Source organism: Hymenobacter glacialis (assembly GCF_001816165.1).
In the GTDB taxonomy this organism is placed as follows: Bacteria; Bacteroidota; Bacteroidia; order Cytophagales; family Hymenobacteraceae; genus Hymenobacter; species Hymenobacter glacialis.
Genome location: NZ_MDZC01000044.1, coordinates 1 through 19,786, shown reverse-complemented (window position 1 = coordinate 19,786; position 19,786 = coordinate 1). Strand labels below are relative to the sequence as shown.

Below are 19,786 nucleotides of genomic sequence, written 5' to 3'. Positions count from 1 at the left end.
GAGCTACCGGGGCACGCCGGCCAACGACTCCAGGAGGGCAGCCGCGTTCCCGGCCGGGTCGCAACTGCTCACGGGCACAAACGTGCGGTCGGGCTCATCGGGCCGCTGGGCCAGGCCGTAGGTATAGGTCTTGTCGTAGTAATCGAGCACCAGTTCCACCATCAGAGGGAAGTCGCCGGCTTCGACTGCGGCCAGGGCTTGCTGGGTGGCCAGGCCCCCCAAACGCTTCTGAATGCGCTCGATGGAGGCAGCCAGCTCAATGGGGTCTTCGGCACCGTACTCAGCAGCTAATTTGGTTACGCGAGCTGCCCGGGGCACTTCCAATACCCATCGCGGAGCGCTGCGCAGCTGGGCAAACAACGCGGGCGGAATGGTGAGCCGGCCAATCTGCCGGCTTTCGTCTTCTACCCACACGGGCACGTTGGGAGGCAGGGCGGCGATGGCAGCAGCCAGGTTGTTCTCAAACTGCTCCTGAGTGGGCTGAGCGGGCTGGCCAATGGCCCCAAAAGCCGAGCCCTTGTGGTTGGCCAGGCCTTCTAAGTCGAGCACGGGTTGGGCGTGGGGCGCAGCCGCCAGGGCATGCAGCACATCGGTTTTGCCGCTGCCGGTGAGGCCGCCCAACACCCGCCACTCGCGCGGCGCCGCGAATGAGGCCAGTACCTCCCGCCGGAAATCTTTGTAGCCCTTATCGAGCAAGTGCACCTTAAAGCCGCCCAGCTCGAGGAGCCACATCACGGCCCCGCTCCGCATGCCGCCGCGCCAGCAGTGCAGGCGCACTTCCTTGCCCTGTGCCAGCCGTTGCGCCTGCTTCACCATGGCCGACATCTTCGGCCCGAAAAACTCCAGGCCCAGGTGCACCGCACGGTCCTGGCTCACCTGCTTGTAGGTAGTGCCGATGAGGGCCCGCTCCTCATCGGTGAAAAGCGGCAAGTTTAATGCCCCCGGCACGTGCCCTTGGGCAAACTCGATGGGCGCGCGCACATCGAGCAGCGGGTAGGGCAGGGCTTGGAATTCGGGCAGGGTAAGGCGGGGCATAAGGGTCAGTTAGCAGTTATCAGTGAATAGTTGGCAGCTGCCGGTGGCGTTTCACCAGCGGCTACATTATTGCTTTGACGGTATCTAGCGGGTTATTAGCTGCCAGATTACCGCAGCTGTCGCTTGTATAGTTGTACGGTGTTTTCGAGTCCCAGATAAAGCGCATCGCATACCAGTGCGTGCCCGATGCTCACTTCGGCCAACTCCGGGAGTTGCTGGTTCAGCCAGGCCAGGTTGTCGAGGTCGAGGTCGTGGCCGGCGTTCACGCCCAGGCCCAGCTGCCCGGCGCGAGCGGCGGCGGCGCGGTAAGGAGCCACGGCCCGTTCCCGGTCGGCCAGGTACTGCTGGGCATACGCTTCGGTATAAAGCTCAATACGGTCGGCGCCAGTGCTCACGGCCGCTTCCACCAGCGGCAGGTCGGTATCTAGAAAAATGCTCACGCGGCAGCCCATTTCCTTGAGCTCGGCCACCACGTCGCGCAGGTAGTGCTGGTGCTTAATGACATCCCAGCCCGCGTTAGAGGTGATGGCATCGGGGGCATCCGGCACCAGCGTCACCTGCTCGGGGCGCACCTCGCGGCACAGGTCCAGAAAGTCGGGCGTGGGATTGCCTTCCACGTTTAGTTCGGTGGTCACCACGGCTTTTAGGTCGCGCACGTCCTGGTAGCGGATGTGGCGCTCGTCGGGCCGCGGGTGCACCGTGATACCTTCGGCCCCAAACCGCTCAATGTTGCGGGCGGCCTGCAGAATGTCCGGACGGTTGTGGCCCCGGGCGTTGCGTAGGGTGGCCAATTTGTTGATGTTGACGCTGAGCTTGGTCACGAGGAGAGCAGTAAAATCAGATTCGAAAGAATGAGAAACAACCGAGCGGTGGTTTTGGCTGGCTGGGTGACTGGCCCGCTTGCGGGCCCGAAGCCGTAGCTTCGGGGCGAAATTACGGCTTGCACCGCCCCGTTGCCGGGAGCGGCCGGCCCGTTCCCTTATTCTTCCACGCGCTAACCCGCCAATTCGCCCTCCCCATGCTCAAAGACACCATTGACGCCGCCATCAAGCAAGCCATGTTGGCCAAAGATAAAGTGCGCCTCACCACCCTGCGCAGCATCAAATCGCAGATTATGTTGGCCGAAACCGCCGAAGGTGCCAACGGCGCGGCTCTCGCTCCCGATGCCGAGCTCAAATTGCTCAACAAAGCCGCCAAGCAGCGCCGCGACGCGGCCACTATCTACAAGGAGCAGTTTCGCTCCGAACTGGAAGAGAACGAGCTGGCCGAACTGGCCATCATCGAAGAATTTCTGCCCGCCCAGCTCTCCGAAGCCGATTTGGTGGAGCGCCTCGTGCTCATCATCCAGCGCGTGGGTGCCCAGGGTCCCTCCGACCTAGGCAAGGTGATGGGCGTAGCCGCCCGCGAACTGTCTGGCCAAGCCGATGGCAAGCGCATTTCCGACGTTATCAGCCACTTGCTGAATAACACCAATTTGTAAGTAGCACGTCATGCTGAGCGCAGCCGAAGCATCTCTACCGCAGCAGTAATTGAATTACTCTCTCAGTAGAGATGCTTCGGCTGCGCTCAGCATGACGTTCTTTTTATTCTTTACTCCTACCCATGACTGCCCTCGACATCCTGCTTCTGCTCCCGCTCGGCATTGGGGCCGTGAAAGGGTTCCGGCGGGGGCTGGTGCTGGAAGTGGTGTCGCTGCTGGCGTTTGTGCTGGGCGTGGTGGGCGGGCTGAGTTTGTTGTCGGCGGCGGTACCGCTGGTGCGGCACTACGTGGGCGACGCCTTTGGCATGTTGCCGCTGGTGGCGTTTGCGCTGGTGTTTGTGGCCATTATGTGGGGCGTACACCTGCTGGGTGGGCTGCTCAAAACGGCGGTGCACCTTACGCCGCTGGGCGTGCTTGACAATCTGCTGGGCGGAGCAGCGGGGGTGCTGAAGTGGGTGCTGGGCCTGAGCCTGTTGCTCCACGGCACCGGGTTGGCCGGCCTCACCCTGCTTTCTCCGGGGCTGATGGCTGGCTCGCAGGTGCTGCCTATTGTGCAGCAGGCTACGCCCGTTGCCCTCCAAATTACCGCCTATGTGTTGCCTGTAGCACAGGACCTGCTGGTTAAGATAAAGGCGGCCTTCGGAGGAGAGTATAAAATCTAACGAGTGGCTGCTGCATCCGGGGCGTATCCTGTTTCAATATCCAAAACCCGAACTGCCACGCTTGTTTCATGCGCCTGCTGCTGCTCGATAATTTCGATTCCTTCACCTTCACCCTGGCTGACTACCTGCGTCAGCTGGGAGCCGAGGTGCTGGTGCGCCGTAACGACGTGACACTGCCAGCGTTGCAGGCGCTTGGGGTCGATGGCATCGTGTTGTCGCCGGGACCGGGCACGCCGGCACAGGCCGGCGTGATGCCAGCCCTCATCCAGGCCTGTTATCAACACGTGCCGATGCTGGGCGTGTGCCTGGGCCATCAGGCCCTGGGCGAATTTTTTGGAGCCAGCGTGGTCCGGGCGGCCCGGCCCATGCACGGCAAAGTAGCCGAAATGTGGTGCGATACTACCGAGCCGCTCTTTGCCGGCTTGCCGGCCATTCAGGAAGTCACGCGCTATCATTCCCTTATAGTTGGAGGGCCGCTGCCGCTGCAGGTAGTGCCCCTGGCCCATACCACCGGCCCCAATCCGGAATTAATGGCCCTGCGCCACCGTTCATTGCCGCTTTTTGGCGTGCAGTTTCACCCCGAGGCCCTGCTGACGCCGCACGGACTCGCTATTTTGGGGAATTGGCTCCGTTGTTGTATCATTGCCAAAACGCCGCAAATTGACGAGAAACGAGATGGAACTGCGCCGCCAGCATCAGCACGGGTATGAGTTTGTAGAGGAGGGCCAGGGCCCGGTGCTCTTGTTGCTGCACGGTTTGTTTGGGGCCTTGAGCAATTGGCAGGACGTGGTAAGCGAGTTCGCCACCGACCACCGCGTTATTATTCCGCTGCTGCCCGTGTACGAAATGCCCCTTTCCCAGGCCGGTGTGCCGGGTTTGGTGGCTTATGTCGAGGGTTTCGTGGCCGCCATTGGTCTGCCGGCCAGCTTTACCCTCTTGGGCAACTCGCTTGGGGGCCACGTAGCGCTGGTATACGCCCTCAAAAACCCCGCTCGGGTCAACCGCATCGTGCTCACGGGCAGCAGTGGCCTGTTTGAGAACAGCATGGGCGCGTCGTTCCCAAAGCGGGGCGACTATGCCTACGTGCAGGAACGGGTTGGTTTCACGTTCTACGACCCCTCCCTGGCTACCCAGGAGCTGGTAGACGAGGTTTTCAACGTCACCAATTCAAATGCTAAGTGTTTGCGCATGATTGCCATTGCCCGCTCGGCGCAGCGGCACAACCTGAGCAAGGAGCTTACCAAAATCACCGTGCCTGTCCTATTAGTGTGGGGCCTGAACGACACCATTACCCCGCCGCCCGTGGCCCACGAATTTGCCCGGCTGTTGCCCCACGCCGAGCTGCGTTTCCTCGACCATTGCTGCCATGCGCCCATGATGGAGCGTCCCGTGGGGTTTAATAGTTATTTGCGCCGGTTTTTGCATGCAACTGAACCGGTAGTTGCCGTGGCCGCGTAAGTTCGGATATCATTCCGCTGCCTCAGCTGTTACCTGCTATCCTGCGGCCTTTAGGGGCGCTGACCTATGCCTTCCGACTATCCTTTCAGTCCGCCAACTATCTATTCCCAAGGCATTCATAACTGATAGAACCTATGCCCGCCCTGCTCGCCGAAGATTTACTCAACGAAATGATTCCGCCTTTGAAGGGCACTGATTCGGCCGGCAAAGCAGCGCGCTGGCTCGATGAGTTTCACGTGGCGCAGCTGCCCGTGCTAGACAATCGCCACTACCGCGGCCTCGTTACCGAAGCCGACCTGGCCGATTTTGACAACCCCGAAACCCTGCTTTCGGAATTGACGCTGGGCTATGCTGATGCCTATGTGCGCCCCAACCAGCACTTTTATCGGGTGATGGAACTGGCCATTGAAAATAAAATTCAGTTGGTGCCCGTCGTCGATGAGCAGCACGAATACGCGGGCGTAGTCACCATCGCCGACGCCATTGCCGCGTTTGGCCAGCAGCCTACGGGCGGTCAGGGTGGCGGTATTCTCATCCTCACCATGGAGGAGCGGGACTACTCCCTGACGCAAATCAGCCGGTACATTGAGGAGAACAACGCCAAGATTGTCAGCGCCCACGTGGCGCAGGACGAAGTCGACCCTTTCCGTATTCGCCTCACCCTTAAACTTAATACCGACAATCTGGCTCGTATCACGGCCACTTTGGAGCGATTTGGCTACGTGGTTGCGGCGCAGTTTAGCGGCACGGCCGTAGCCACCGAAGACGAGCAGGAGCGCTACGACGCCCTCCTGCGGTACCTGAGCGTCTAAATCCGGGTGTTGTTAGCAATACTACTGTTATCACTGCGGGTGCTGCTGGCCGGCATCGGCGTGGGACTGGGCCCGCCCGATGTGGCCCTGCCCCACGTTCCGCGCCCGGCGGTAGCGCCCACCGATACGCTGGTGCGCGTCATGCCTTGCCCGGAGTTGGTTAGGGCGCCGGTTGCCGCCATTATTTTTGGCGGCAACGCGGTTACCAAAGAACAAATACTGCGCGTTGAGCTGGATTTCCATGAGGGTGATACCCTGACTATTGCCGAATTGCCCGCCCGCCTCGAAGCCAACCGAAGCCGGCTATTCAACTTGCAGCTGTTTCACGCGGTGGTGGTGCAGTCCAGCTGTACGGGTACCGGGCTCATTATTGTATTTGGGGTGCAGGAGCGGTGGTACACGTTTCCGGTTCCCATTCTATCTCTGGCCGACCGCAACCTCCGTTCCTGGCTGGACCGCCCCGACCGCTGGCGCCGCCTGGACTATGGCCTGCACCTCACGCGCAGCAACTTCCGCGGGCGGAACGAGCAGATTATTGCCAACCTGCAGTTGGGGTTCAACCGCAAGTACGAGTTGTTTTACGAAGCGCCTGGTCTGGGCCACTACCGCCGCATTGGCGTGGGCGTGGGCGGCTCTTTCAGCCAAAGCCGAACCCTGGACTACCTCACCCGCGCCGATGAGTTGGTAGCGTTGCGCGCCGATGCAGGGTTTCCCATTCAGCGCCTATATGCCACGGCAGGGGTGCGCTTCCGCCACACCGTGCAGTTCCTCACCGCTTTCGATGCTTCCTACCACCGCGAGCGCATCATTGATTCCGTCAATTACTTCAATCCCAATTACTACCAGGGCCGCACCCAGCGCGAGTTCTTCGACCTGACCCTGACCAGCACCCGCAACCAACGCAACACCTTTGCCTATCCATTGACCGGACAGTTTGCCCAGTTCAGGCTAACGCACCGAGTCTTCCTCGACGCCACTACGCCCAGCCTCACCACGTTGCGCGTGAAATATGCCCGTTACCTCCCCCTGGGCCGTGGGTTTTATTATTCCACCGGCCTTACCGGTCAGGCTCGCCTAGCCCGCCGCCTAGCCTACGCCGACTCCCGCGCCCTGGGCTATGAAGACCTCGTGCGGGGCTACGACCAATATGTCATCGACGGCAGCCACTATGGTCTGCTGCAGCAAGGCGTCTCCTACCGGCTACTCAAACCCAGCCCCATCAAGCTCGAATCCCTGGACAATCCGAAAATTAATACCATTCCCTTAGCGCTGTACCTGAATATCTTTGCCGATGCCGGCTACGTATTCGCCCCTGGCCAGCAGTTACAGAACCGGCTGCCCAACCGGCTGTTAACCGCCGGAGGCGTTGGGCTACATCTTGTTACCTACTACGACCGGGTTTTTACGGCCGAGTACACGCTGAACGGTTTGGGCCAAACCGGATACTTTTTCCGGGCATCGTTTCCCCTATAAACGCTGCGGTGCTCTTAAATTGTTTTTGCTTTTTGCCCAGTTCGTTTCCTTTTTTAGTTTTTGCATGAAAATCGCCATCCTCGGCAAGCCATTCGATGACGAAGCCGCTCCGGCCATTCAGGCGCTGCTCGACGACTTGGCCGCTCGCAAGGCCGAAGTCCTCATTGGCGAAGCCTTCCGCACCTTCCTCGACAACCGCCTGCGCCTACCCGAAGGAACCACTGAGTTCCGGCGCGGCGATTCCCTCCGTGGGGTGCAGTACGTGCTCAGCATCGGCGGCGACGGTACCCTGCTTGATACCGTCACCTACGTCGGCAGCCTCCAAATCCCGATTCTGGGCATTCACACAGGCCGTCTGGGCTTTCTGGCCACCATCACCCCCGACCGCATTGCCCAAGCCATTGACGCCCTTTATAAAGGGCACTTCAACATCGAAGAGCGGAGCCTGATTCGCGTTGATACCGACCCCGATGTATTTGGCAGTCTAAACTTTGGGCTCAACGAATTCAGTGTGTTAAAGCGCGACACGTCATCCATGATTGTCGTTCACACGTACATCGACGGCGAATACCTCAATTCTTATTGGGCCGATGGCCTGGTTGTGGCCACACCAACCGGTTCAACGGGCTATTCACTGAGTTGCGGGGGGCCTGTTATGCTACCTCAAACCAACAATTTTATCATTGCTCCCGTATGCCCCCACAATCTGAACGTGCGCCCACTTGTAGTGTCCGACCAGAGCGTTATATCCTTCGAAATTGAAGGCCGTAGCACCAGCTACATGCTTGCGCTCGATTCTCGCTCCCTGCCCGTGGAAGCTTCTGTGCAGATTGCCGTGCGCCGCGAAACCTTCAATGCCCGCTTAGTCAAGCTCAACCATGTCAATTTTCTCAGCACGTTGCGTAGCAAGTTGAATTGGGGCTTGGACCGTCGGAATCCTGCTGGTATTCAATTGTAAATACGGTATTTCTGTTTTAAAATATTCCCAAAAGTTTTTTTAGTTCCCGATTAGCCTTACTTTTGTCACTGTCTGAAACTGCGCATTTTCCGCGCAGGCATCTGCTCCCGCAATTCGCCTCAACATTTTAGTTGCCTTATGAAAAATATTTTCACGTATTCTACGGCCGTTGTGCTCGGATTAGCCTTGGTGGCGACGCCGGACGCAGATGCCCAGCAATTCAGTAAGCGAAAGCAGTACAACTCGGTAGGCTTCAGCGTTAACGCGGTGAACTACTTCGGCGATGTTACGCCAGTTACTAATTTCACCAGCTTGCGCCTTGGGGCCACTCGCGTCGGTGCTGGCGTGTCTCTGACTCGTCGCTTCTATCCACGTTTGTCAGGCCGTTTTGGTCTGTCTTACGGTCGTATCTCAGGCGACGACAAACTCGCTGCCGATCCGAATGACAGCGATGCAAAATTTCGCTACAACCGAAATTTTGCCTTTCGTAACGATATTGTAGAAGCTTCTGCTGTTGCGATTTTTGACCTGATTGAAAACCGTAACAACTACCTCAAGCGTCCGGACTTTGTGCCGTATGTATTCGCAGGTGTTGCCGGCTTCTACCACAACCCCAAAGGCCTAGTTGGCCCAGATGCTCCCACTTCCTTAACTGAGGGTGAGTATGTATCGCTGGCTGAATTGCGCACCGAAAACCAAGTGTCGGCTTACAGCAAAACCCAGTTCTCCATTCCTTTCGGTGGTGGTATCCGTTACCGTATCAACCGTAACTTTGATGCCAGTCTGGAAATCGGGTGGCGCAAGACCTTCTTCGATTATTTGGACGATGTGGGAGGTAAGTATGCTCTCGACTCCGAGCTGTCTTCTGGAGCACAAAAGTATTTTGGCCGTGATATCACAAGAAGCCAAACTGGGGATTTTACAAATTTCCTTTCTAAAGATGCTAATAATAGGACCGCCCGGGGCGATAATGGCAATAGAACAGACTGGTACATCGTTACCGGTGTAACCTTAAACTATATCTTGACGCCTCGCATCAAGAACCCCAAGTTCCGCTAGCCAATATTGCTGGCTGATTATTTACTCTACAGTCAGTTTGAATGACGAATTCTGTTTTCAAGACCGCACTCCTCGCTTGCTTCGTGCAAGCGGGGAGTGCGTTTTTTTGCCCATCTGCTAATGCGCAGACTACTAGTGAAGTAGGTGTTGGCCTTGGCGCCACCAATTACCGGGGTGAGATTTCTCCGAAGTATCAGTTTCTCAATAATCGGCCGGCATTTACGGCCTTCTATCGGAAGGACGTGTCGGTGCCGGTTACCCTACGCGGGGGCCTGACGGGCGGCTTTCTCCGGGCGGCTGATGAAAACGTGAAAGGAGTAAACGGCAACGTGCCGCCTTTGCAGAATTATCGGCAGGCTAATACCAAGGGCGGGTTGCTGGAGGCTTCGGCTGTGATGGAGTACAACTTCAGAGACTATCACAAACGCACCGATAAAATACATTTTACCCCGTACGTGTTTGTGGGTTTGGCGGCGTTTTATGCTAATACCAGCACCGTGAGCAACAACCCCTTGGTTAGTAGCGAGTATCAAGGCAAAGGCGGTATGCTTGGCTTTGCAATACCAGCTGGTGTAGGCATTAAATACGCTCTCTCGGAGCACCTTAACTTCGGATTAGAGACCGGGGTGCGCAAGGCTTTTACCGATAAGCTCGACCATTTGGGTGAGCAAGACCAGCTTCTGGTCAATAGAAACGACCAGGATTGGTATTACTATAGCGGCATCAGCTTGTCCTACACCTTCTATAAAATACTTTGTCCCGACCAGTACAAGGACAATCCAAAGCTGCTCAAATAGGGCCTTGTCTCAATAAAAGCCTTTGGCTTACCCGGGAGCGGGCTTGGATGCTGTGAGAAGAACAGCACCTAAATGCAACCATTTCCGTAACTTGCGGGCTCTTTTATCGAAACCGCAAGGATGACCGGCCAGGCCGAAATAGATACTCAGAATATTCCCGCCCACGTGGCCGTTATCATGGATGGTAACGGGCGTTGGGCGAAGCAGCGGGGCGGCCTGCGCGTGTTCGGGCACCAAAGTGCCATTACCGCGGTGCGCGAAACAGTGGAGGAGGCGGCCGAACTCGGCGTGCAGTACCTCACGCTGTATGCTTTTTCCACCGAAAACTGGAATAGGCCCGCGCTGGAGGTAATGGCCCTGATGCAACTGCTGGTGCACACCATTCGGCAGGAAACGTCTACGCTGCTCAAAAATAGCATTCGTCTTGAATCCATTGGCGACATTGCCACGCTGCCTAAAAACTGCCAGCGCGAGTTGGCTGAAGCCAAGGAACTTACCAAGACCGGGACACGAATGACGTTGGTGCTGGCCCTGAGCTATAGTGGCCGTTGGGACCTGACCCAGGCCGCCAGACGCATGACGGCTGACGTGGCTGAAGGGAAGCTGAAACCAGCCGACGTGACCGAGAACACCGTGGCCAGCTACTTGGTAACCGCCAACATGCCCGACCCGGAATTGCTCATTCGCACAAGCGGCGAGCAACGCATCAGCAACTTTTTGCTGTGGCAGTTGGCCTATACTGAATTATACATCACTGATTTGTTGTGGCCGGATTTCCGGAAGCAGCATTTTCAGGAGGCTATTCGAGCCTATCAGCGCCGGGAGCGGCGTTTTGGAAAAACCAGTGAGCAAATCACTGTATCTTAACTTCTTGTAATGATTATTGTGCGTAATCTTTTTGTAAAGTGTGTACTGACCCTTGCGGTGCTAGGCGGCCTGCTGGCTCGTCCGGTGATGGCGCAGCAGATGGAGGAACCCAAGCGGTATGAGTTGGGCGGTATCACGGTAAGTGGCGCACGGTACCTGGACCCCAATACCCTCATTGGCCTGACCGGCCTGCGGGTGGGAGACGTTATTCAGGTGCCAGGTGAGGAAATTGGCAAGTCCATTCGCAAGCTCTGGGCCCAGGGCATTCTAGGTGATGTGAGTGTGAGCGTTGCTCGCATCGAAGGGAATAAAATCTTCCTCGATTATAACCTAAAGGAGCGTCCTCGTTTGTCGAAGTTTACGTTCACTGGCATTCGCAAAAGCCAAACCGAAGACCTGACGAAGAAGATTACACTGATTCGGGGTAAGGTGGTGACCGACGCCCTGATTAATAACACACGAACTCAGGTACGCAAATTCTTTGTGAACAAAGGTTACTTGGATGCCAAGGTGAATGTCATGCAGGTGGCGGATTCGTCGCTGTCGAACAGTGTAGCGTTGCGCATTGATGTGGACAAGGGCGCCAAAGTCCGGATTCACGACATTGCCTTTGAAGGCAACGAGGCCTTTTCGGACTATAAGCTGAAGAGCAAGCTGAAGAAAACCAAGGAGCGTAAGCCGTATAAAATTCTCACCGCCGGTAAGTTTCAGCGGGCTGAATACGAAGAGGATAAGAAGAAGCTGTTGGAGTTCTATAATGCCGAAGGTTACCGCGATGCGGCGATTGTAAGCGACACGCTGGTGCGCGATGAAGAGGGCTTGGCTCTGCGCATTGTGATGGACGAAGGGCCCAAGTACTACTTCCGGCACATTACCTGGAACGGCAACTACCTCTACGACGACAAGACGCTTGCCAGCGTGCTCGGCATTAAGCCCGGCAGCCCTTACAGCAAGGAAATTCTGGACAAGCGCCTGAATTACAACCCCACGGGCCAGGATATTTCGTCGCTGTACCTAAACGATGGCTACCTGTTTTTTACCATCGACCCCGTTGAAACAAAAATTGAAGGCGATTCCATTGACATTGAGATGCGCCTGAGCGAAGGAGTGCAAGCGCACATCAAGGACATCAACATTGCGGGCAATACCAAGACGAGCGACCACGTGCTGCGCCGCACCCTGCGCACGCTGCCCGGCGATAAGTTTAACCGGGAGTTGCTCATCCGCTCGCAGCGGGAGATTGCCACGCTGGGCTACTTCGACCCCGAAAAAATCGGTATCAACCCCATTCCGAACCCAGTTGATGGCACGGTGGACATTAACTACACCGTGGTAGAAAAGCCTTCGGACCAAGTAACCCTGTCGGGCGGCTGGGGTGGTTTCGCGGGCTTTATTGGAACGGTGGGCCTGGTGTTCAACAACTTCTCGCTGCGCAAAGCCGGTACCTTGCGCAACTGGACGCCCGTGCCTTCGGGCGATGGCCAGCGGCTGGCGCTCAACGTGCAGGCCAACGGCGTGCAGTACCAAGCATATTCCTTTTCCTTCACCGAGCCATGGTTGGGTGGCCGGCGTCCCAACTCGTTCTCGGCCAGCCTGAACTACAGCGTTCAGCGTACCGGCCGGGCCCTGGACGCTGCGTCTGACCAGTTCATCAAGGTAAAAAGTGCTACGGTGGGCCTGGGCCGCCAGTTGCGCGTGCCAGACGACTACTTTACGCTAAGCAACTCGCTGTCGTTGAGCCAGTATCAAACGCAGAATTACAACCTGTTGCCGGGTTTCACGTCGGGTTTTGCTACCAACATTACCTTGAACACCACCTTGTCGCGGAACAGCATCGACAACCCCACCTACACTCGCCGGGGCTCTTCGTTGAGCCTGAGCCTGAACCTCACGCCGCCTTATTCGCTCCTGAATCCCGACCACCCGAATTCCAAACAGCTTATTGAATTCCATAAGTGGATGTTTGACGCCTCGTGGTTTACGCCCATCGTGGGCAAACTGGTGCTGAACACACGGGCCCACTTCGGCTTCATCGGCAATTACAACTCTGCACGCCAGTTGGGTCCATTTGAGCGCTTTAAGATGGGTGGTGCTGGACTGGGCAACAACGGTGGCGGCAACTTTCTGGTGGGTACCGACTACGTGGGCCTGCGGGGCTACGACGACCCCAACAGCACCTTCGCTATCCCCACGGCCCAGCAGAACCAGGAAGGCGGCATTGCCTTCAACAAGTACGTGATGGAGATGCGCTACCCTGTCAGCCTCAATCCCGCCGCTACGGTTTACGTGCTGGCGTTTGCGGAAGCTGGCAACTCCTACGGGTCGTACTCCAGCTATAACCCGTACAAGTTGTACCGCTCGGCGGGTGTGGGAGCTCGCATTTTCATGTCGGCATTCGGTTTGCTAGGATTTGACTTCGGCCACGGATTTGACGCCGTTATTCCCACCGCTGGTAACGCGGGCAAGCAAGACCCCAACCACTTCCACTTCATCATCGGCCAGCAAATTCGCTAGCCGGGCACTAGCCGGCGAGGTTTCACGTTTCCTTTGGTATGAAGAAAATCCTTGGCCTGCTATTGGCCTCATTCTTGCTGACTGCCGCATCATCTAACGTTCACGCCCAGAAATTTGGGTGGGTAGATTCGGAGTACATCATGGCCAAGCTGCCGGAGTTTGCCAAAGCTCAGGCCGAGCTCAATGCGTTGTCGGATAACTGGCAGAAGGAAATCGAGGCGCAAAAAAAGGACCTCGACAAGCTCTACCATAATTATCAGGCCGAGGAAGTGGTGCTTACCGAACCCATGAAGAAGAAGCGTCAGGATGAAATTCTGAAAAAAGAGCAAGACATCAAGGCGTACCAAAACAAGCAATTTGGTTATGAAGGCCAGATTTTCAAGAAACGCCAGGAATTGAACAAGCCCGTTCAGGACAAGGTGTTTGAGGCCGTTGAGAAAGTAGCCAAGAAGAAGCAATTGGCGGTGCTATTTGATAAATCGGGCGATGTAACCATGCTTTACACCAATCCAGCGCACGATTACACCGAGTTTGTGTTGGAGGAACTGGGGCTTGGCGCCGAAGACCGCAACCAACCCGGCCCCAAAGGAGTGGTAAAAACCGTAGCTCCGCCCAAAACTCCCGTTGACCCCAACTTTGAATCCGATTCGGGCGCTTCGGACTCCATCGTCAAGCCCAAAGCGGACAAGCCGGCTGTTAAGCCCAGCCGTCCGATTAAGAAGCGCTCGAAGTAATTACCTTTGTTCCAATAATTTTCTGACCCTTTTTCTTTTGATGAATCCCGTGAAAATCTTTCGTCTGACGCTCGCCGCCGCTCTGCTGACCGCCGGAACCCTGGCTGCCACTTCTGCGCAGGCCCAGGCCCCCCTTAAAATTGGTTACACCGACGTTCAGTATGTGTTGTCCCGGATGCCCGAGAGCAAGCAAATCGAATCGGAGCTCAAGACTTACAACGACCAACTGGCTGCTCAGCTGAAAAGCAAAAGCTCCGAGTTTGAGACCAAAGTGAAGGCCTACCAACAGGGTGGCCCCACTATGACTGAGGTAGTGAAGGCCGACAAGGAGAAAGAGCTGCAGAACATGCAGCAGTCCATCCAAGAGTTCCAGCGCAACGCGGAGCAGTCGTTGCAGCAAAAGCAGCAAACCTTGCTGAAGCCTGCCCTCGACAAACTGCAGAAGAACATCGACGAAGTAGCCGAAGAGAGCGGCTACACGTACATCTTCAATTCCGACGGTGGCGGTAGCCCCCTGTTGCTGCATGCTCCCAAAGATGGCGACATCTCGGACCTCGTGCTGAAGAAAATGGGCATTACGCCCGGCGCTGCGGCACCCATCAAGTCGGGTCCGGCCCCTGCACCAGCGGCCGCTGCGCCTGCTCCAAGCAAGACCAAAACCAAAACCAAGAAATAAGCAGCCCCCACTGCTTTACTGTGAAAAAGCCGGAGCAGTCGCTCCGGCTTTTTTCATGTAGAACTGCCCTAGTATGATACCCAACGACAAGATAGAAGACGACGAATTGACCGGTGACGAACTGGACGCGGCAGAGGGCGACGAGCTCTACGAACACCACCGCATCGTAGTAGACCGAGGACAGGAGCTGCTACGTATTGATAAGTACGTGCTGAGCCGGCTCCGAAACACCTCCCGTAATAAAGTGCAGGAGGCCATCCGGGCCATGGCCGTGGAGGTAAACGGCGCGCCCGTGAAGCCCAACTACCGTGTCAAGCCGCAGGACACCATTACCATCACGCTACCCGAGCCGCCGCGCGAAGACCGGGTGGTGCCGGAGGAGATGGACCTTGATATTCGCTACGAGGACGCGGAATTACTCATTGTGAACAAGCCGGCGGGGCTGGTGGTACACCCTGCCTACGGCCATTGGCAGGGTACGCTTGTGAACGGGTTGGCCCATCACCTGTCCAACCTACCCACTGGCCGCAACAGCAACATCCGCCCCGGCCTCGTGCATCGGATTGATAAAGACACCTCGGGCTTGTTGGTCATCGGCAAAACGGATTTTGCGATGACCCACTTATCCAATCAGTTCTTTCATCACACCATTCAGCGCAGCTACTTGGCGCTGGTTTGGGGCACGCCGCCTGGCCCTACCGGTACTATTCGGGGGCATGTTGGCCGTAGTGTGCGCGACCGCCGGGTGCAGTCCGTGTACCCCGATGGCGAGCAGGGCAAGCCCGCTGTGACGCACTACGAGGTGCTGGAGAATTTCGGCCCCGTGACGCTGGTGCGTTGCGTGCTGGAAACTGGCCGAACCCACCAGATTCGGGTGCACATGCAGTACCTCGGCCATCCACTCTTTTCTGATGCCCCCTACGGCGGCGACCGAATCCGCGTGGGGCAAAGCAATGGTACCTACCGCGCGTTTGTGGAAAATGCCTTTGCCCTGATGCCCCGGCAGGCGCTACATGCCCGCTCCCTAGGATTTGTGCACCCTACCTCAGGTGAGAACGTGTTCTTTGAGGCGGACCTGCCCAAGGACTTTGCGGCTGTACTGGAGAAGTGGCGCGCCTGGGCAGTGAATAATTAATGCCTGGCAATAGCTGAAAAAGCAATACACAAAAAAGCCCCGCCGTGAATACGGCGGGGCTTTTTGCATGTGAGCAGGACTACTTCTTTTTGGCAGTAGTAGACCTTGCCGGAGTACGTGGCTTGGCTTTCAGAATATCAATATTGTTCTGAGCACCTTTATTGGTGGGGTCCAGTACCAGAACTTGCTCAAAGTTGCTCAGTGCGGCAGCTTTGTCACCTTTCTGGAAGTTATACACCCCAAGGTAACCGTAGGCTTCTACCAAGCCCTGACGGAACTTGGCAGGCTCAGCGCCTTCGGCTTTCGAAAGCTCAATGTACTTTTCGTAGTGCGGACGAGCCAAGCCCTGCTTGCCCTCCGAATCGCGCTGGGCATTTACGTTGGCACGGTAAAGGTAGGCCGGCGCGTATTCGGGCTTGGCCACGTTAATGATGCCATACACGCTGTCCGCTGCTATATACTGCTTGTCGCTGCTAAAAGCCGTGGCCAGTCGGAACTGGTCGGTCAGGTCGCCACTGCCAGCCAGCTTCTTCTTGTATACCGAGATGGCACCTTTATAGTCCTTCTTAGCAATGTAAGCCGTAGCCAGTGCGTCTTGCAGTTCGGCCTGCTTCTCAGGGTCAGGCTGGGCAGCAATTGCCTTTTTAAGCACGGCAATGCCTTCCTCGGGCTTGCCAGCACGGGCCAGGATGCGGCCCTGGTACGAGTAGTCTTCCGGGATAATCTTGTCGGCCGGAACAAGCTTCATGTACGTCTCCATGGCAGTGGCTGCCCCTGCAAAATCACCGGTCTCATACATGAGGTAAGGACGCAGACGGTTCATGGTCAGGTTGGTAGGGTCAGCCTGAAGTACTTTATTCACTTCAACTAGCGCTTCAGGATACTTCTTGGTCAGGTAAAGGAACGAAGCGTACTGAGCATCGGTGGTGGACGATTTCTCGGCCAGGCCTGTATACTTCTGGAAGGTGCTCAGCGCAAGGTCGTATTGACCGGCGAGGTAGTACATGTCGGCCAGCTCACGGTAAGCAGGAGCGTAGCTTGGGTCAAGCTCAACGGCTTTGCTCAGGCTCTCGCGGGCAGCGTTGAAGTTGCGCGAACGCACGTTCAACACACCTTTTTTGTAATAGGCCTGCGCGTAGCTGGGGTTCATAGTCGTAGCCTGGTCATAGCTGCTCATGGCTTCGCCGCCCCCTTGGTCAGAGTGCAGGAAAATATCACCACGGGCTACCATCAACGCGGGGTCGACCTTGCCTTTGCTGGCCGTCTGGGCAGCCGTCACGTACGTCTGGGCCTTGCCCACGTTCTTAGACGGACTTTCGCCATAAGCCTGGGCAATCATGGTGAGAACGCCAGCGTCCTTGCTCTTAGTGGCTTTAACCGCCGCGTCGAACTGCGTTTCGGCAGGGCCAATTTGGCCTTTCACGAGCAATGCCCGGCCAGCAGCTACCTGGCCGAAAGGCGTAGAACCCGAGGCACGGTTAAAGTAGAAAGCAGCCGAATCCGGCATTTCGCGCATTTGATACAAACGACCCAGCTCAAACGCCGCTTCGGGTGTGGAACCGGGGCGCAGCGTGGCACGGGCTTCGTTATAACGGCCCAACTCGATGGCGCGTTGAGCGCTTTGTACGTTTTGGGCGGTGGCCGCCGTAGTGCCGGCTACCATCGCAATGGCAGCGAGCAGCGGCTGTTTCCAGGGCTTGAAACTCATAGTTAAAGAAAAAGGATGAAAAAGCATGAGTGAAAATGGGTACGCGCAAATGGCGCTTACAGTTTAGGGGTAGTTACAATGCGAGCTTGCATTTGAGCAGGCATCAATCCCGACTTCTGAAAAATCAGCTGTCCATTCTTGCCTGCTACGAAGGATGCAAACCCCGTGCCTAACCCTACGCGCGCTTCCCGACTGATGATATAAAGGTTGCGCCGGAGCGGATAATTTTGCAAGTCCGGGTATTCTGCCAGCTGTGCCGGCGTCTTTTCAGCCAGGTAAACCTGGTAAGGTTGGATGTAATCGTTGGGTTTAGGGTTGGGCCGGGCCGTAATGCTGGCCACCCGCACCTTATTAAAAAACTTGACGGCTGCCGGGTCGTCCCGGTCCGAAATCCAGTTAACTCCCACCACGCCAATGGCATTCGGGTGAGTTGCAACATAATCGAGCAGGGCCGGGTTCGATGTGGCCGCAAATACCCGCTGAGTCAGGGCCGCGCCCCGCGTCACGGAATCGCGCACAAAACGAGCGGTGCTGCTTCGGTTGGCATCAAATACCACGTTGATGGCGTCGAGTCCTTTCTTGCCGCTGACCTGTTTCCAGGTGCCCACCTTACCGGTAAATATGTCAGCTAGCTGGGCCACCGTAAGCAGCGAGTCGGGATTGGACTTGTGCAGCACAATTGCCAGCCCATCGATGCCAATGTGGGTGATGCGCGGGACAATGGTTTGCTTTTTAAAAGCGCTTTTCTCCTCCGCATTAAGCTCACGAGTTACCACCACCAGTTTCACCTTATCGTTGATAAGGTCCAGCATTACCTTTTCTTCGGGCTGAAAACTAGCCTGCACGTGCGCACTCGGGTACAGCTTCGAAAAAGTATCAATCTGTGCCTGCAGAATAGGGGCAAACGTTTCGTCCACGCTTATCGCAACGTTGCCGGTAGTGGGCGTATCCTGCGCACCCGGCGTGCCGGGGCCATTACAGGAAGCCACAGCAATGGCGCCTGCCAGTACCGCAAGGATACTGGTGGCAATGTGGTGTGTGCGCTTATTCATTGTCGTGTAAGGTTGCCTTCTTGCGGAAGTAGGTGTGATAGCCGCGAATAAATCGAATCAAGCCGTAGAGCATGAATACGGCACCCAGCACGCGGCGGGCCGTGGGTCCCAGCTCGATGAGGCCCGGTACTGTGGGACGGTCGGCCGCTACCCAAAGCCACACCCCCAGCCCCAGGTATACCAGGGCCATGGTGAGCACAAAGTAACGCACCAGCCGCTGGGGCGACTTGCCGAGGCGTTCCTCGGTAGTGGGAATGTTAAGCATAAAGCTGAAAATGCAAGAATGGAGATGTTGTAAACTGCGAAATAGCTATTAAAGGTTTCTGACCTAGCAGAGCCTGTAACACAAGCAGCCTACAAAACAGCCGAAAATTAGCCGCTTTTCATAGTTTCGGTCAAGTTTCATATCGGTGAAAGTAGTTGTGCACACTCACAATACCGGCTTTCACCTGTGGCAACTCATGCTGAAAAGGAAATTGGCTGGACACGTTTCGGACACAACGGCAAGAGCACCGCTCTGGTATTTTCAACCGTTCTACTCGCCCCGGTGACCATCGGCGCGATGAGTGTCTGGCTCGAAGATTTTCCTTACCGTGACAGTCAGGCTCATGCAGCATCCTTCTGCGATGCATAATAGAGCGCGTTGGCCGTTTAGCGGATACGGGTAGGCAATGCATGCAACTACTCAGATGAGCCCTTGACTGGCCCCTGCTGGCCTATTATCGTCCTCGCTTGGATGCAACTGGTATCAACGAAAAACCCCGAACCAAGCTGTGAAGCCTGATTCGGGGTTTTAAGGAGCAGTACCGGTTTGCGCCGGTGCTAGGCTTTACTGAATCTTAAAGGTAATCGGAACCGTGAACGATACGCTAACTGCGCGGCCGTTCTGCTTGCCGGGGATAAACTTAGGCAGGGTTTTTACCGCCCGCATCGTTTCCTCATCCAAGCCGGAGCCCAGGCCTTTCACCACCTTCACATCCGAAACCGCGCCTTCGGCGTTCACCGTGAAGCTGACAAAGATGCGGCCTTCCACTTGGTTGCGGAGCGCCAGGGGTGGATACTTAACTGCTTTCTGAATGGCTGCAACGATGGCACCGTTGCCGCCACCACCGGGTAGCTGCGGCATCTGCTCCACGTAAGTGTAGACTTTGTTCTCTACCACTTCTTCCACCACCTTGTCACCGTCGCCGCTGGCGAGTTCGCTCAGGTCCGGAGCGTTCGTGTTGCCTTGTACGGTCACGGTCGCTACGGTTTTTTCCTTAAGCTCCTCCTGGTCCGGCACCTCTTCCTTTTTCACCTCTTCATCCTTTTTTACCACCGGGGGGGTAAACTTGATGGTGGTGAGCTTGGGGGGAGGGGGTGGGGG

The 19,786-nt window shown here is 56.5% G+C and carries 21 protein-coding genes; 15 read left to right on the top strand and 6 right to left on the bottom strand.

What is annotated here, in order from left to right; genetic code table 11:
• Positions 1–3 precede the first annotated feature (3 nt).
• Together mnmH and BEN48_RS03945 are read right to left on the bottom strand one after the other, a co-directional pair.
• Entirely contained in the window at positions 4–1,035 is a 1,032-nt protein-coding gene (gene mnmH, locus BEN48_RS03950) for a tRNA 2-selenouridine(34) synthase MnmH (RefSeq protein WP_070733149.1), read from the bottom strand.
• 107 nt (positions 1,036–1,142) lie between these two features.
• Entirely contained in the window at positions 1,143–1,856 is a 714-nt protein-coding gene (locus tag BEN48_RS03945; protein WP_070733147.1) for a pyridoxine 5'-phosphate synthase, read from the bottom strand.
• A 197-nt stretch (positions 1,857–2,053) separates the two neighbouring features.
• Between BEN48_RS03945 and BEN48_RS03940 the strand changes: the two genes are divergently transcribed.
• From BEN48_RS03940 to BEN48_RS03875, 14 genes are all read left to right on the top strand, one after another.
• Complete coding sequence (locus BEN48_RS03940; RefSeq protein WP_070733145.1) at positions 2,054–2,515, top strand: GatB/YqeY domain-containing protein; 462 nt, start codon at positions 2,054–2,056, stop codon at positions 2,513–2,515.
• 122 nt (positions 2,516–2,637) lie between these two features.
• The gene (locus BEN48_RS03935) at positions 2,638–3,177 is read left to right on the top strand and encodes a CvpA family protein (RefSeq protein ID WP_070733141.1); all 540 of its coding nucleotides are present in this window, start codon (positions 2,638–2,640) and stop codon (positions 3,175–3,177) included.
• 68 nt (positions 3,178–3,245) lie between these two features.
• Positions 3,246–3,887, top strand: coding sequence for an anthranilate synthase component II (locus BEN48_RS03930; protein ID WP_070733139.1), 642 nt, complete (start codon positions 3,246–3,248; stop codon positions 3,885–3,887).
• The gene (locus BEN48_RS03925) at positions 3,853–4,635 is read left to right on the top strand and encodes an alpha/beta fold hydrolase (protein WP_070733138.1); all 783 of its coding nucleotides are present in this window, start codon (positions 3,853–3,855) and stop codon (positions 4,633–4,635) included. The genes BEN48_RS03930 and BEN48_RS03925 overlap by 35 nt, the downstream gene beginning before the upstream one ends.
• A gap of 134 nt (positions 4,636–4,769) precedes the next feature.
• Entirely contained in the window at positions 4,770–5,447 is a 678-nt protein-coding gene (locus BEN48_RS03920) for a CBS domain-containing protein (protein WP_083320734.1), read from the top strand.
• A 9-nt stretch (positions 5,448–5,456) separates the two neighbouring features.
• Positions 5,457–6,920: a BamA/TamA family outer membrane protein gene (locus BEN48_RS03915; RefSeq protein ID WP_125932460.1), complete on the top strand. Its 1,464-nt coding sequence runs from the start codon at positions 5,457–5,459 to the stop codon at positions 6,918–6,920.
• A 64-nt stretch (positions 6,921–6,984) separates the two neighbouring features.
• Positions 6,985–7,878, top strand: a complete 894-nt coding sequence (locus BEN48_RS03910; RefSeq protein ID WP_070733136.1) for an NAD kinase — start codon at positions 6,985–6,987, stop codon at positions 7,876–7,878.
• A gap of 138 nt (positions 7,879–8,016) precedes the next feature.
• The gene (locus BEN48_RS03905) at positions 8,017–8,937 is read left to right on the top strand and encodes a DUF6089 family protein (RefSeq protein WP_070733133.1); all 921 of its coding nucleotides are present in this window, start codon (positions 8,017–8,019) and stop codon (positions 8,935–8,937) included.
• 41 nt (positions 8,938–8,978) lie between these two features.
• On the top strand, positions 8,979–9,734 hold the full coding sequence (gene porG, locus BEN48_RS03900) for a type IX secretion system protein PorG (RefSeq protein ID WP_070733130.1): 756 nt from the start codon (positions 8,979–8,981) through the stop codon (positions 9,732–9,734).
• A gap of 120 nt (positions 9,735–9,854) precedes the next feature.
• A complete protein-coding gene (locus BEN48_RS03895) occupies positions 9,855–10,601 on the top strand; it encodes an isoprenyl transferase (RefSeq protein ID WP_070733129.1) in 747 nt (248 codons plus the stop codon).
• A gap of 9 nt (positions 10,602–10,610) precedes the next feature.
• Positions 10,611–13,115 (top strand): outer membrane protein assembly factor BamA, encoded by a 2,505-nt coding sequence (gene bamA, locus BEN48_RS03890; protein ID WP_083320732.1) that lies wholly within the window; start codon positions 10,611–10,613, stop codon positions 13,113–13,115.
• Positions 13,116–13,153: 38 nt separating this feature from the next.
• The gene (locus BEN48_RS03885) at positions 13,154–13,849 is read left to right on the top strand and encodes an OmpH family outer membrane protein (protein ID WP_070733127.1); all 696 of its coding nucleotides are present in this window, start codon (positions 13,154–13,156) and stop codon (positions 13,847–13,849) included.
• A gap of 49 nt (positions 13,850–13,898) precedes the next feature.
• Positions 13,899–14,525, top strand: a complete 627-nt coding sequence (locus BEN48_RS03880) for an OmpH family outer membrane protein (protein WP_241502164.1) — start codon at positions 13,899–13,901, stop codon at positions 14,523–14,525.
• 73 nt (positions 14,526–14,598) lie between these two features.
• Complete coding sequence (locus tag BEN48_RS03875) at positions 14,599–15,660, top strand: RluA family pseudouridine synthase (protein WP_070733123.1); 1,062 nt, start codon at positions 14,599–14,601, stop codon at positions 15,658–15,660.
• 79 nt (positions 15,661–15,739) lie between these two features.
• Here the strand turns inward: BEN48_RS03875 and BEN48_RS03870 are convergent, their stop codons facing one another.
• The 3 genes from BEN48_RS03870 to BEN48_RS03860 are packed head-to-tail and all read right to left on the bottom strand — an operon-like array spanning position 15,740 to position 18,685.
• Positions 15,740–17,368: a tetratricopeptide repeat protein gene (locus BEN48_RS03870; RefSeq protein ID WP_070733122.1), complete on the bottom strand. Its 1,629-nt coding sequence runs from the start codon at positions 17,366–17,368 to the stop codon at positions 15,740–15,742.
• 56 nt (positions 17,369–17,424) lie between these two features.
• On the bottom strand, positions 17,425–18,420 hold the full coding sequence (locus BEN48_RS03865) for a PstS family phosphate ABC transporter substrate-binding protein (protein WP_070733120.1): 996 nt from the start codon (positions 18,418–18,420) through the stop codon (positions 17,425–17,427).
• A complete protein-coding gene (locus tag BEN48_RS03860) occupies positions 18,413–18,685 on the bottom strand; it encodes a hypothetical protein (RefSeq protein ID WP_070733119.1) in 273 nt (90 codons plus the stop codon). The genes BEN48_RS03865 and BEN48_RS03860 overlap by 8 nt, the downstream gene beginning before the upstream one ends.
• 186 nt (positions 18,686–18,871) lie before the next feature.
• Here BEN48_RS03860 and BEN48_RS19365 point away from each other — a divergent pair, with 186 nt between their 5' ends.
• The gene (locus tag BEN48_RS19365) at positions 18,872–19,054 is read left to right on the top strand and encodes a hypothetical protein (RefSeq protein ID WP_125932459.1); all 183 of its coding nucleotides are present in this window, start codon (positions 18,872–18,874) and stop codon (positions 19,052–19,054) included.
• Between the two features lie 195 nt (positions 19,055–19,249).
• On the opposite strand, the gene BEN48_RS03855 is transcribed toward BEN48_RS19365, so the two are convergent.
• The coding region (locus BEN48_RS03855; protein WP_141764577.1) for an energy transducer TonB at positions 19,250–19,786 on the bottom strand (537 nt) is incomplete at its 5' end.